General features: G+C 60.2%; 12 protein-coding genes. 5 read left to right on the top strand and 7 right to left on the bottom strand.

Going from position 1 to position 12,693, the window contains the following annotated elements:
• Nucleotides 1–12: 12 nt before the first annotated feature.
• The 4 genes from crcB to AC1RL5_RS29600 all read right to left on the bottom strand — a co-directional run bounded on the left by crcB (nt 13) and on the right by AC1RL5_RS29600 (nt 4,843).
• A complete protein-coding gene (gene crcB, locus AC1RL5_RS29615) occupies nt 13–387 on the bottom strand; it encodes a fluoride efflux transporter CrcB (protein ID WP_011062165.1) in 375 nt (124 codons plus the stop codon).
• Nucleotides 384–1,709: a replication-associated recombination protein A gene (locus AC1RL5_RS29610; RefSeq protein WP_015636284.1), complete on the bottom strand. Its 1,326-nt coding sequence runs from the start codon at nt 1,707–1,709 to the stop codon at nt 384–386. The genes crcB and AC1RL5_RS29610 overlap by 4 nt, the downstream gene beginning before the upstream one ends.
• Before the next feature lie 33 nt (nt 1,710–1,742).
• The gene (gene lolA, locus AC1RL5_RS29605) at nt 1,743–2,366 is read right to left on the bottom strand and encodes an outer membrane lipoprotein periplasmic chaperone LolA (protein WP_011062167.1); all 624 of its coding nucleotides are present in this window, start codon (nt 2,364–2,366) and stop codon (nt 1,743–1,745) included.
• A gap of 68 nt (nt 2,367–2,434) precedes the next feature.
• Complete coding sequence (locus tag AC1RL5_RS29600; RefSeq protein ID WP_015636285.1) at nt 2,435–4,843, bottom strand: DNA translocase FtsK; 2,409 nt, start codon at nt 4,841–4,843, stop codon at nt 2,435–2,437.
• Between the two features lie 295 nt (nt 4,844–5,138).
• Here AC1RL5_RS29600 and trxB point away from each other — a divergent pair, with 295 nt between their 5' ends.
• From trxB to infA, 4 genes are all read left to right on the top strand, one after another.
• Nucleotides 5,139–6,089 (top strand): thioredoxin-disulfide reductase, encoded by a 951-nt coding sequence (gene trxB / locus AC1RL5_RS29595; RefSeq protein WP_015636286.1) that lies wholly within the window; start codon nt 5,139–5,141, stop codon nt 6,087–6,089.
• A gap of 72 nt (nt 6,090–6,161) precedes the next feature.
• Nucleotides 6,162–6,842, top strand: coding sequence for a leucyl/phenylalanyl-tRNA--protein transferase (aat, locus tag AC1RL5_RS29590; protein ID WP_015636287.1), 681 nt, complete (start codon nt 6,162–6,164; stop codon nt 6,840–6,842).
• 58 nt (nt 6,843–6,900) lie between these two features.
• On the top strand, nt 6,901–7,608 hold the full coding sequence (locus AC1RL5_RS29585; RefSeq protein ID WP_015636288.1) for an arginyltransferase: 708 nt from the start codon (nt 6,901–6,903) through the stop codon (nt 7,606–7,608).
• 100 nt (nt 7,609–7,708) lie between these two features.
• Nucleotides 7,709–7,927, top strand: a complete 219-nt coding sequence (infA, locus tag AC1RL5_RS29580) for a translation initiation factor IF-1 (RefSeq protein ID WP_002553999.1) — start codon at nt 7,709–7,711, stop codon at nt 7,925–7,927.
• A 127-nt stretch (nt 7,928–8,054) separates the two neighbouring features.
• Here the strand turns inward: infA and clpA are convergent, their stop codons facing one another.
• On the bottom strand, nt 8,055–10,325 hold the full coding sequence (clpA, locus tag AC1RL5_RS29575) for an ATP-dependent Clp protease ATP-binding subunit ClpA (RefSeq protein WP_011062172.1): 2,271 nt from the start codon (nt 10,323–10,325) through the stop codon (nt 8,055–8,057).
• A gap of 29 nt (nt 10,326–10,354) precedes the next feature.
• Nucleotides 10,355–10,717, bottom strand: a complete 363-nt coding sequence (gene clpS, locus AC1RL5_RS29570; protein ID WP_011062173.1) for an ATP-dependent Clp protease adapter ClpS — start codon at nt 10,715–10,717, stop codon at nt 10,355–10,357.
• A 218-nt stretch (nt 10,718–10,935) separates the two neighbouring features.
• Here clpS and cspD point away from each other — a divergent pair, with 218 nt between their 5' ends.
• The gene (gene cspD, locus AC1RL5_RS29565; protein WP_275656340.1) at nt 10,936–11,199 is read left to right on the top strand and encodes a cold shock domain-containing protein CspD; all 264 of its coding nucleotides are present in this window, start codon (nt 10,936–10,938) and stop codon (nt 11,197–11,199) included.
• A 79-nt stretch (nt 11,200–11,278) separates the two neighbouring features.
• On the opposite strand, the gene icd is transcribed toward cspD, so the two are convergent.
• Nucleotides 11,279–12,535, bottom strand: coding sequence for an NADP-dependent isocitrate dehydrogenase (gene icd, locus AC1RL5_RS29560; protein WP_011062175.1), 1,257 nt, complete (start codon nt 12,533–12,535; stop codon nt 11,279–11,281).
• Between the last annotated feature and the right edge of the window lie 158 nt (nt 12,536–12,693).

Genomic DNA, 12,693 nt, shown 5'->3' with positions numbered 1-12,693 from the left:
TTCTCTCGTTTATCAAAGTTTGGTCAAGGACAGGCCGGCCCAGGTAGCAAGCAGCCCGCCGAATACACTCAGTGCCGCGTAGCCCAGGGCCAGCGCCACTTGTCCGCTTTCCAGCAGACGCACGGTATCCAGTGAAAAGGATGAAAAAGTCGTCAGGCCACCGAGGAAGCCCACTATCAATCCGGCACGCACTTCGATCGGCACTTCCGGACGGACCAGGAACAGCCCGTACAACACGCCGATCAGCAGGCAGCCCACGATATTAACGGCCAGCGTCGCGGTATAGAAGTGCCGCGGCCAATTGGCGTTGATCCAGTTGCCGGTGGCAAAGCGCAACAGGGTGCCGGCCACGCCGCCGGCGGAGACTGCGAGGATCAGGGGGATCAAGGTTTTCTCCGCTGCAAGGGGCTGGCCCGGTCCAGGGCGGCCAGGTGCTTGAGCTTCTCGCCGATCTTCAGTTCCAGGCCACGGGGCACCGGCTGGTAGAGCGGCAAGGGTTCGAGTTCTTCGGGGAAATAGTCTTCACCGGCGGCGTAGGCATCCGGCTCGTCATGGGCGTAGCGGTATTCGTCGCCGTAGCCCAGTTGCTTCATCAGCTTGGTCGGAGCATTGCGCAGGTGGATCGGCACTTCCAGCGAGCCGTGCTCGGCAGCAGCGCGCATGGCGGCCTTGAAACCCATGTACACAGCGTTGCTCTTCGGCGCACAGGCCAGGTAGGTGATGGCCTGGGCCACTGCCAGCTCGCCTTCGGGGCTGCCCAGGCGCTCCTGCACATCCCAGGCCGCCAGGCACAGGCTCAGGGCCCGCGGGTCGGCGTTGCCAATGTCTTCGCTGGCCATGCGCACCACGCGCCGGGCCAGGTACAGCGGGTCGCAGCCGCCGTCGAGCATGCGCGCGAACCAGTACAGGGCGCCGTCGGGATTGGAGCCGCGCACCGACTTGTGCAACGCGGAAATCTGGTCGTAGAAGGCTTCGCCGCCCTTGTCGAAACGCCGGCGGGTGTCACCCAGCAGGCTTTGCAACAGATCGACACTGATCTCGCCACCGTCTTCCGCCAGGTCCGAGGCGTTTTCCAGCAGGTTGAGCATGCGCCGGCCATCGCCATCGGCGGCCGACAGCAACATCTGGAAGCCTTCATCGCTGAGGCTCAGCTGGCGCTTGCCCAGCCCCCGCTCCTCGGTCAGGGCGCGCTGTACCAGGGTGCCCAGGGCCGCTTCATCCAGGCTCTTGAGCACATAGACCCGCGCTCGGGAGAGCAAGGCGTTGTTGAGCTCGAAGGACGGGTTTTCCGTGGTGGCGCCGATAAAGATCAGCGTGCCGTCTTCCACGTAGGGCAGGAAGGCATCCTGCTGCGATTTGTTGAAGCGGTGCACTTCGTCGACAAACAGGATGGTTCGCCGACCGTATTGCCCGGCCTGCTGCTTGGCGACTTCCACCGCCTGGCGGATCTCCTTGACCCCGGCCAGCACCGCCGAGACGGTTTCGAAGTGGGCATCCGAGACTTCCGCCAACAGCCGCGCCAGGGTGGTCTTGCCGACCCCGGGCGGGCCCCAGAAGATCATCGAATGCAGCGCGCCCTGCTCCAGGGCCTCGCGCAGCGGCTTGCCCCGGGCCAACAGGTGCTGCTGGCCAACGTACTCGTCCAGGTTGGTCGCACGCAGGCGTGCGGCCAGTGGCTGGGCAATCGGGGCACTACGAAACAGGTCCATGGACTACCTTCGAAACCTTGCGGTTGCGGCTGCTTACTCTTGGATCACATCGGCACCCTTGGGGATGTCGAACTTGAACTTGGACGCCGGGATGGCTTCGTTGGCCTTGACCCCGGTGAACAGGATATTGGTGCGCTGGCCAACGCTGTCGATCAACTGCATGTCGTTGATCATGCCGTTGCGAAACGACAGGCGCAGGCTGTCGAACAGGGTGTCGCGGGTTTTCGGCTTGAGGGTGAAGTCCATCACGCCGCCGGCTTCCTTGGAGGTGATGTCGAAGCTTTCGCTGATTTTCGACACGTCACCGGAGAGCAACAGGGCCGGGGTCTGGGTCAGGCGCTGGTCGAGCTTCTTGATGGTCACCTGCTCCAGGTCCGGGTCCCACAGGGAGACTTTCTGGCCGTCGGAAACCATCAGCTGTTCTTGTGGCGCATCGGTGTGCCAGTAGAACAGGCCCGGGCGCTGCAGGGACATCTCGCCGGCGGTTTCCTGCAACTGGGTGCCGCTGCCATCCAGGGTCAGCTGGGAGAAACGCGCGGTCAGGGTCTGGGACTTTTCCAGCAACTGGGTCAGGCGCGCCACGTCTTTGGGGTCGGCGTGGGCCGACAAGGTGGTCACAGCCAATACCGGCAGCAGCAACATGCGAATCAGGCGCATGGAATTCCTCATTAATTGGATGGGTATACGAGCGGCGTGACTTCACGCCGCTGCAAGCGAAACAGGGATCAGTCGCGCGTCGGGCCCGGCGCCAGCACTTCGCGGGAGCCGTTGGTGTTCATCGCCGTCACCACCCCGGCCATTTCCATGGCCTCGATCATCCGGGCGGCGCGGTTGTAGCCAATCTTCAGCTTGCGCTGTACCGCCGAGATCGAGGCCCGGCGGCTTTCCAGGACGAACTGCACGGCTTCGTCGTAGAGCGCGTCGGCTTCCGGATCATCGCCGTCCCCCCCGCCGCTGCTACCTTCGAAACCACTGCCCGCCTCTTCGACACCGTTGAGGATATCGTCGTTGTATTCCGGCGCACCGCGCAGCTTCCAGGCCTCCACCACGCGGTGCACTTCATCATCGGAGACGAAGGCGCCGTGGACGCGGATCGGCAGGCTGGTGCCCGGCGGCATGTAGAGCATGTCACCGTGGCCCAGCAATTGTTCGGCACCGCCCTGGTCGATGATGGTCCGCGAGTCGATCTTGCTCGACACCTGGAACGCCATGCGGGTCGGGATGTTGGCCTTGATCAGGCCGGTGATCACGTCCACCGATGGCCGCTGGGTGGCGAGAATCAGGTGGATACCGGCGGCACGGGCCTTCTGGGCGATACGGGCGATCAGTTCCTCAACCTTCTTGCCGACGATCATCATCATGTCGGCGAATTCGTCCACCACCACCACGATGGTCGGCAGCTTGGTCAACAGCGGCGCTTCGTCGTGGATGCTTTCGCGGTTGTACAGCGGGTCGGCCAGCGGGGTACCTGCTTCAATCGCTTCCTTGACCTTGGCGTTGAAGCCCGAGAGGTTGCGCACGCCCATCTTGGCCATGAGCTTGTAGCGCCGCTCCATCTCCGCCACGCTCCAGCGCAGGGCGTTGGCCGCGTCCTTCATGTCGGTCACCACCGGGCACAGCAGATGCGGAATGCCCTCGTAGATCGACAGTTCGAGCATCTTCGGGTCGATCATGATCAGCTTGGCGTCTTCCGGGCCGGACTTGAACAGGATCGACAGGATCATCGCGTTGACCCCCACCGACTTACCGGAACCGGTGGTACCGGCCACCAGCAGGTGAGGCATTTTTGCCAGGTCAGTGATGATCGGCTTGCCGCCGATATCGTGACCCAGGGCCAGGGTGACCGGGGATTTGAAGTTGTCGTATTCAGGGGTCGAGAGCACTTCGGAGAAGCGCACGATCTGCCGGTCTTCGTTGGGAATCTCGATGCCCACGGTGGTCTTGCCGGGAATCACTTCCACTACGCGAACACTGGTCACGGCCAGGGAACGCGCCAGGTCCTTGGCCAGGTTGGCGATCCGGCTGACCTTCACCCCTGCCGCCGGCTGGATTTCGTAACGGGTAATCACCGGCCCCGGGTGGATCGAATCCACCGAGACTTCGACGCCGAACTCCTTGAGCTTGATCTCCAGCAGGTGGCCAACCGCCGCCAGGGATTCGGGGGAATAGTTCAGCTGTTTCTTTTCTGCCGGGTCGAGGATCGAGATCGGCGGCAAGGTGCCTTCCACCGCGCTGTCGACGAACAACGGCACCTGTTTCTCTTTCTGCACGCGCTTGCTGGGCTCCGGCGCCTTGGTGGCGATCGGCGTGATCACTGGCGGCACCTGCTTTTCGCGCTCGGACATGTGCTTGCTCAGGGCCTGCTCGCGCTCGATAAGGCGCTCCTTGACCTTGGCCTGCTCGCGCTTGTCGGCCACGTTCGGGGTCACGACTTCATCGACCCGGGCATCCACTTCGCGCAATTGCGCCACCAGTTGCTTGCGCTCCACGCGCGCATCCCACCAGCGGTTGGCGGCGCCCTGGAACAGTTCGAACAGGTCGAGGGTGATCTTGCCGGTCACGTCCATCACCTTGAACCACGACAGGTCGGTGAACACCGTCAGGCCGAACAGGAACAGGGCAATGAACATCAGGGTGCTGCCCTGCACGTTCAGGGCATTCTTGGCCAGGTCGCCCAGGCTTTCGCCCAGGGCGCCACCGGCACCGGCCGGCAGGCCCGTGGCGGCATGGAAATGGATATGGGCCAGCGCGGCGCCCGACAGCACCAGGAACACCAGGCCGATCAGCCGCCAGGAAAACAGCCAGCCGCTCCACTGCCAGGGCTCATGGCGCTGGCGGAAGATCTGGTAGGTCTTGATCGCCAACAGCAGCGGGAAGATATAGGCGAAGTAACCCAACACCATAAACAGGATATCGGCGCTGTAGGAACCGGCCGGGCCACCGAAGTTCTGCACGTCTTCAATCTTGCTGTTATGACTCCAGCCCGGATCATCTTTCCCATAGGTCAGAAGTGCCATCATCAAGAACAGGCACAGGGCGCCAATGGCGATCAACGCACCTTCCTTGAGCCGGTAGTGCAATTGTTGACGCCAGAGCGGAACAACAGGTTTAGGTGCTGCGGTGGATTTCTTCAAAACGCGTCTTTTCCTGCGCCAAGGGCGCGTCCAACGGATGATTGACTACAAGATACTGCTCAATCCGAGCAGGTAAATAAAGTTGACCGGCGTAACTGGGGCTACTTTTAACACTCTGCCCCTTGCTTCTGAAACAGTGCAATTCTGAATAAACCCGGTACAGCGTCGTATTGTACGGGTTTGTTCACGCCATGCCACGTCGGAACCCTCCGACCAGCATAGTCAACGGCCTGTTACGCACTGTTCAATTGGAGCATGCATTCTCTTTTGTGACAAAGGCTTATGAGGTGTTTTTATGAACGATGCGAAGCATTCACGCCTGATCATTCTGGGCTCTGGCCCTGCCGGTTACAGCGCTGCCGTCTATGCCGCTCGGGCCAACCTCAAACCGACGGTGATCACCGGTTTGCAAGCCGGCGGCCAACTGACCACCACCACCGAAGTCGACAACTGGCCCGGCGATGTCGAAGGCCTGACCGGCCCGGTGCTGATGGAGCGGATGCAGAGACACGCCGAACGCTTCGACACCGAGATCGTCTATGACCACATCCACACCGCACAGTTGCAGCAGCGGCCGTTTATCCTCATCGGCGACAGCGGCACCTACAGTTGCGACGCGCTGATCATCGCCACCGGCGCCTCGGCGCAATACCTGGGCCTGCCCTCCGAAGAGGCCTTTGCCGGCAAGGGGGTTTCCGCCTGCGCCACCTGCGATGGCTTCTTCTACCGCAATCAGGTGGTGGCAGTGGTGGGCGGCGGCAACACCGCCGTGGAGGAAGCACTGTACCTGTCGAACATCGCCAAAGAAGTGCACCTGGTGCATCGCCGCGACAAGCTGCGGGCCGAGAAGATTCTCCAGGACAAGCTGTTCGACAAGGCCGCCAATGGCAATATCCGCCTGCACTGGAACCAGCACCTGGAGGAAGTGCTGGGCGATGCCAGCGGCGTGACCGGCGCCCGCCTCAAGGACAGCCACAGTGGAGAAACCAAGGATCTGGCACTGGCCGGGGTGTTTATCGCCATCGGCCACAAGCCCAATACCGATCTGTTCCAGGGCCAACTGGAGATGCGCGACGGCTACCTGCTGGTGCGTGGAGGCAGCGAAGGCAATGCCACGGCCACCGGCATCCAGGGGGTATTTGCCGCCGGCGACGTGGCCGACCACGTCTATCGCCAGGCCATCACTTCGGCCGGCGCCGGCTGCATGGCAGCGCTAGATGCGGAAAAATTCCTCGACGACAACTAAGCCCTCGCCCTACGCTTGTGGCGGGCCCGCAATGGCTCGCCACCGCCCTCCCCTGCCGCAAGTCTGGATACCATGCTGACCTGGTTACAACGCAACACACTCGACTTCCCGCCGCTGGAAAAGGCCATGCGCGAGCCCAATGGCTTGCTGGCCGCGGGCGGAGACTTGTCTGCCGACCGCCTGATCCAGGCCTATCGTCACGGCTGCTTTCCCTGGTTTTCCGAAGGCCAGCCGATTCTCTGGTGGTCCCCCGATCCGCGCACAGTGTTATTCCCGGACGAACTGCATGTTTCCCGCAGCCTGGGCAAACTGTTGCGCAAACAACGCTATCAGGTGACCTTCGATCAGGACTTTGCCGCAGTCATCAGCGCCTGTGCTGCGCCTCGCGCCTATGCCGACGGCACCTGGATCAGCGAAGCGATGCAACGCGCCTACCTGCAACTGCATCAACGCGGTTACGCCCATTCGGTGGAGGTCTGGGACCAGGGAGTGCTGGTGGGCGGCTTGTATGGACTGGCCATGGGGCAGCTGTTTTTCGGCGAGTCGATGTTCAGCCGCGCCGACAATGCCTCGAAATTCGGCTTTGCCACTCTGGTGGAGCGCTTGAAGGCGTGGGGATTTGTGCTGATCGACTGCCAGATGCCCACCGAGCACCTGCACAGCCTCGGCGCCCGATCCATTTCCCGTCCAGAGTTCGCGAATTACCTGAAACACCACCTGGACCTGCCGAGCCGCGCCATATGGGTTTCCTAGGCGGGTTTGCCGGGGGTGGCTTACACTTAATTGCAAAGCTTATTCCGAGGGTTGACTCATGACCGAGTTGGCGCGCCTGAAGTTCTATGCCACCCAACCCCACTCTTGCAGCTACCTGCCCGACGAACAGGCGACCACTCTGTTCCTCGATCCCAGCCAGCCCATGGACGTGCATGTCTACGCGGATCTGTCGGAAATGGGCTTTCGGCGCAGCGGCGATCATCTGTATCGCCCCCACTGCCAGAACTGCAACGCCTGCGTGCCGGCGCGCATTCCTGCTACACAGTTCCTGCCCAGCCGCCAGCAAAAGCGCATTCTCAAACGCAACAGCGACCTGACCGTACACGCGGCCAAACCCTGCTTCAGTGAAGAGTATTTCGACCTCTACCAGCGCTACATCGAGCAACGCCACGCCGATGGCGACATGTTCCCCCCAAGCCGCGACCAGTTCTCGACCTTCCTGGTTCGAGACCTGCCCTTCTCGCGCTTCTACGAGTTCCGCCTGGACGGCCGCCTGCTGGCCGTGGCGGTCACCGACCTGCTGCCCAATGGCCTTTCAGCGGTCTACACCTTCTATGAACCCGACGAAGAGCGCCGCAGCCTCGGGCGCTTTGCGATCCTCTGGCAAATCGGCGAAACCCTGCGCCTGGGGCTGGATGCGGTGTACCTCGGCTACTGGATCAAGAACTGCAAAAAGATGAACTACAAGACCCAATATCGCCCCATAGAGCTGCTGGTTAACCAGAGATGGGTGATCCTCAACTAGAAGGTCTTGGCTTAAACCCCACTTTTCGGGCACAATGCACGCCGCTTTTGCCTGGCGCAGTTGCACCGGGCCATTCATTGGACACCGAGGGCTTTACTGCATGTCGAAAGAAGACAGCTTCGAAATGGAAGGCACTGTCGTCGACACCCTGCCCAACACCATGTTTCGTGTGGAGTTGGAAAATGGGCACGTCGTAACCGCGCATATTTCCGGCAAGATGCGCAAGAACTACATTCGTATTCTTACCGGTGACAAAGTGCGCGTCGAGCTGACGCCCTATGACTTGAGCAAAGGGCGCATCACTTACCGCGCTCGCTAAGCAAGTCAATACAAGACGCCCGGTTATGCCGGGCGTTTTTGTTCGTCTGCAAAAAAACGTTTCAAACGCCAGATAGCACAAAGGCACCTCCCGGTGCCTTTGGCTGTACTGCTGCGTTATGCGGCGATCAAGCCATTTCCGCCGTGGTCTCGAAATCGAAGGTCAGCTCGCCATCCTTGATGTCGATGTGGACCACACCGCCATGGTCGGACAACTCGCCAAACAGGATCTCCTCGGCCAGGGGACGCTTGATCTTGTCCTGGATCAAGCGCGCCATCGGACGGGCGCCCATGGTCACGTCGTAACCACCGGCGGCCAGCCAGCTGCGAGCGGCATCGGTCACTTCCAGCTGCACGCGCTTGTCTTCCAGCTGCGCCTGAAGCTCGGTAAGGAACTTGTCCACCACGCTCTTGATCACTTCGTGGCTCAGGCGACCGAACTGGATAATGGTGTCCAGACGGTTGCGGAACTCCGGCGTGAAGCTCTTCTTGATCACTTCCATGGCATCGGAAGAGTGATCCTGATGCGTGAAACCGATGGAGGCTCGCGCCGCGGTTTCAGCACCGGCGTTGGTGGTCATGATGACGATCACATTGCGGAAATCCGCCTTGCGCCCGTTGTTGTCGGTCAGGGTCCCGTGGTCCATCACCTGCAGCAGCAGGTTGAAGACTTCCGGGTGGGCCTTCTCGATTTCATCGAGCAGCAATACGCAATGCGGCTGCTTGGTGATGGCCTCGGTCAGCAAGCCACCCTGATCGAAACCAACATAGCCGGGAGGCGCACCAATCAAGCGCGAGACGGTGTGCCGCTCCATGTACTCGGACATGTCGAAGCGTACCAGCTCGATCCCCATGGCCTTGGCCAACTGCCGCGCCGCTTCGGTCTTGCCGACACCGGTAGGACCGGCGAACAGGAAGGAACCGACCGGCTTGTCCGGCGATTTCAGGCCTGCACGGGACAGCTTGATCGCGGTAGACAGCGAATCGATCGCCGCATCCTGGCCAAACACCGTCAGCTTGAGATCGCGCTCAAGATTGCGCAGCAGCTCTTTATCGGAACTGGTGACGTGTTTTGGTGGAATCCGCGCGATTTTCGCCACGATGTCTTCGACCTGGGCCACTTCGATGCGCTTCACGCGCTTCTCCGCCGGCTGCAGGCGCTGATAGGCCCCTGCCTCGTCGATGACGTCGATGGCCTTGTCCGGCATATGCCGGTCATTGATATAGCGCGAGGCCAATTCTGCAGCGGCACGCAGGGCTTCATCACTGTATTCGATACTGTGATGCTGCTCGAAACGCCCCTTGAGGCCGCGCAGGATGCCAATGGTGTCTTCAACCGAGGGCTCGGACACATCGACTTTCTGGAAGCGCCGCGCCAAGGCCCGGTCCTTCTCGAAAATGCCACGGAACTCCTGGAAGGTAGTCGAACCGATGCAACGGATATCACCCGAGGACAGCAGCGGCTTGAGCAGGTTCGAGGCGTCCATCACCCCACCGGAGGCCGCACCGGCACCGATGATGGTGTGGATTTCGTCGATGAACAGGATCGCCTGAGGGCGCTTTTTCAATTCGCCCAGCAGCGCCTTGAAGCGCTTCTCGAAATCGCCGCGGTATTTGGTACCGGCCAGCAACGCCCCGAGATCCAGCGAGTAGACGACGCTGTTGACCAGTAGGTCCGGCACTTGATTGTCGACGATGCGCTTGGCCAGGCCCTCGGCAATCGCGGTCTTGCCCACGCCTGCCTCACCCACCAGCAGCGGGTTGTTCTTGCGCCGGCGCGCCAGGATCTGCGCTACGCGCTCGACTTCCTGCTCGCGCCCTACCAACGGATCAATGCGACCCTGACGGGCCAGTTCATTGAGGTTGCTGGCATAGGCATCCAGAGGATTGCCCGAAGAAGACGACTCACCACCCTCTTCGTCCTGCATATCCTGTTCACCTTCAGAATGATCGCCATGCCCGGGCACCTTGGAGATCCCATGGGCGATGTAGTTGACCACGTCGATACGGGCAACGCTCTGCTGTTTCAGCAGGAACACCGCCTGGCTCTCTTGCTCACTGAAGATTGCCACCAGCACATTGGCACCGGTGACTTCACGCTTGCCCGAGCTCTGTACGTGAAAGACAGCACGTTGCAATACGCGCTGGAAACCCAGGGTTGGCTGAGTTTCGCGATCCTCGTCGTGCACGGGAATCAGCGGCGTGGTGGAGTCGATGAACTCCTGCAGGTCGTGCTTGAGTTTGTCGAGGTTTGCTCCGCAGGCACGTAAAACGGTGGCGGCGGCCTCATTATCCAAAAGAGCCAACAGGAGGTGCTCGACGGTCATGAACTCATGACGCTTCGAACGGGCCTCCTTGAAGGCGAGATTGAGGGTGACTTCGAGCTCGCGGTTTAACATAGCTTCACCTCATACCCAAGTGGTCGGCGTTAACCGTCCTTCTCGATTTCACAGAGTAGCGGATGCTGGCTTTCCCGGGCGTACTGGTTGACCTGCATGGCCTTGGTCTCGGCGATGTCGCGGGTAAACAATCCACACACTGCCCGCCCTTCGGTATGGACGGCCAGCATGACCTTGGTCGCCAGCTCGCGATTCAGGTTAAAAAACATCTCGAGCACTTCGACGACGAAATCCATCGGCGTGTAGTCATCGTTGAACAAAACCACCTTGTACATCGGCGGCGCCTGGAGAGCAGGCTTAGCCTCCTGTACTGCCAAGCCAGCGGAATCGTCGTCGTGCAAGTCCGGGCGATCCTGATTGAATGTTAGTCGAATCTGGCTGATTGCATGCATGGAAAGAAAGGTTCGTCAGTTGTGCAAATACAGTGGTGGGGGCGCCCTGGAAGGATTTCAACTCCGACCGCCGGGTCAACTTGACTATCGGCAAAACGGTGTTACAACCAATAGGGCCCACATTGGGTAATAAACGTCCGCGGCGTCAACCTTTTTACCAAGCTTGGCGGCGGATGAACTGGATGATACTCCAGTGATGGAGTCTGTTGCAGAGGGATATGAGTATGGCTAGCGGTAAGGTCAAGTGGTTCAACAACGCCAAGGGTTATGGCTTTATTAATGAGGAGGGCAAGACTGACGATCTGTTTGCCCATTACTCGGCCATCGATATGGATGGCTACAAGACCTTGAAAGCCGGACAGGCTGTGAGCTTCGAGATCATCCAAGGGCCCAAGGGCCTGCATGCGATCAAAATCAGCGCGTTGAAGGTGCCCGGCGAAATCGTCAGCGCCGAGGCCCAGCCCGAAAGCGCCCTTAGCTGATCCAACCAACATCCAGTCATAAAAAAACCGGCCGACTCAAGGGATTGAGTCGGCCGGTTTGCTTTGGGCGCCGTACAGCTTACATGTGCGAGATCAGCGCATCGCCGAAGGCCGAGGAAGACAGCAGGGTTGCACCGTCCATCAGGCGTTCGAAGTCATAGGTCACGGTCTTGGCCGAGATTGCGCCATTGGTGCCCTTGATGATCAGGTCGGCTGCTTCGGTCCAGCCCATGTGGCGCAGCATCATCTCTGCGGAAAGGATCAGCGAGCCCGGGTTGACCTGGTCCTTGCCGGCATACTTGGGCGCGGTACCGTGGGTGGCTTCGAACATGGCCACGGTATCGGACAGGTTGGCGCCTGGTGCAATGCCGATGCCGCCCACTTCCGCCGCCAGGGCGTCGGACAGGTAGTCACCGTTGAGGTTGAGGGTCGCGATCACATCGTATTCGGCCGGGCGCAGCAGGATCTGCTGGAGCATGGCGTCGGCGATAGCATCCTTGACGATGACGTTCTTGCCGGTTTTCGGGTTCTTGAACTGCATCCAGGGACCGCCGTCCAGCAGGGTCGCGCCGAACTCTTCGGCCGCCACTTCATAGGCCCATTCCTTGAAGGCACCTTCGGTGAACTTCATGATGTTGCCTTTGTGCACGATGGTCAGCGAGTCACGGTCGTTATCCACTACATATTGCAGCGCCTTGCGCGCCAGACGCTTGGTGCCCTGCAGGGAAACCGGCTTGACGCCGATGCCGCAGTTTTCGTCGAAACGGATCTTGGTGACACCCATTTCCTCCTTGAGGAACTTGATGACCTTGGTGGCTTCTGCCGAGCCGGCTTTCCACTCGATGCCGGCGTAAATGTCTTCGGAGTTTTCACGGAAGATGGTCATGTCCACGTCACCCGGCTTCTTCACCGGGCTGGGCACGCCTTCGAACCAGCGCACAGGGCGCAGGCATACATAAAGATCGAGTTGCTGACGCAGGGCCACGTTCAGGGAACGGATGCCACCACCGACCGGAGTGGTCAGCGGGCCCTTGATGGAAACCACGTAATCCTTCACTGCGTCCAGGGTTTCCTGAGGAAGCCAGGTGTCCTGGTCGTACACTTGAGTCGCTTTTTCCCCGGCATACACTTCCATCCAGGAAATCTTGCGTTCGCCGCCGTAAGCCTTCTTAACCGCAGCATCGACAACCTTGATCATGACCGGGCTGATATCAACACCAATACCGTCGCCTTCGATGAAAGGAATAATCGGGTTGTTAGGAACATTGAGAGAATGGTCTGCGTTGACGGTGATTTTGTCGCCGACTGCTGGAACCTGAATCTTCTTGTATCCCATGCTGAACTCCGTTGTGTGGATTGAACATCTGGCTGCGTTCGAGCGTACCCCAGTTGAATCTGGACGGGAACCTCATGTTCCACCCATATGCCGTGAAAGCTGCACAGTTCGCGGCCTACAAGCCTGAAAGCAAAGGGAAAAGTGCCAAAGTAAAGCAC

The organism is Pseudomonas sp. GW822-FHT06D10 (assembly GCF_058799535.1).
The sequence above is the reverse complement of the archived record's forward strand: the minus strand, read 5'-3'. Positions and strand labels throughout refer to the sequence as shown.

What these genes read in the sequence shown, in the direction of transcription:
- AC1RL5_RS29610 (WP_015636284.1), bottom strand. Translation starts at nt 1,709, where the DNA reads ATGGACCTGTTTCGTAGTGCCCCGATTGCCCAGCCACTGGCCGCACGC.
- lolA (WP_011062167.1), bottom strand. Translation starts at nt 2,366, where the DNA reads ATGCGCCTGATTCGCATGTTGCTGCTGCCGGTATTGGCTGTGACCACC.
- trxB (WP_015636286.1), top strand. Translation starts at nt 5,139, where the DNA reads ATGAACGATGCGAAGCATTCACGCCTGATCATTCTGGGCTCTGGCCCT.
- aat (WP_015636287.1), top strand. Translation starts at nt 6,162, where the DNA reads ATGCTGACCTGGTTACAACGCAACACACTCGACTTCCCGCCGCTGGAA.
- AC1RL5_RS29585 (WP_015636288.1), top strand. Translation starts at nt 6,901, where the DNA reads ATGACCGAGTTGGCGCGCCTGAAGTTCTATGCCACCCAACCCCACTCT.
- infA (WP_002553999.1), top strand. Translation starts at nt 7,709, where the DNA reads ATGTCGAAAGAAGACAGCTTCGAAATGGAAGGCACTGTCGTCGACACC.
- clpA (WP_011062172.1), bottom strand. Translation starts at nt 10,325, where the DNA reads ATGTTAAACCGCGAGCTCGAAGTCACCCTCAATCTCGCCTTCAAGGAG.
- clpS (WP_011062173.1), bottom strand. Translation starts at nt 10,717, where the DNA reads ATGCATGCAATCAGCCAGATTCGACTAACATTCAATCAGGATCGCCCG.
- cspD (WP_275656340.1), top strand. Translation starts at nt 10,936, where the DNA reads ATGAGTATGGCTAGCGGTAAGGTCAAGTGGTTCAACAACGCCAAGGGT.
- icd (WP_011062175.1), bottom strand. Translation starts at nt 12,535, where the DNA reads ATGGGATACAAGAAGATTCAGGTTCCAGCAGTCGGCGACAAAATCACC.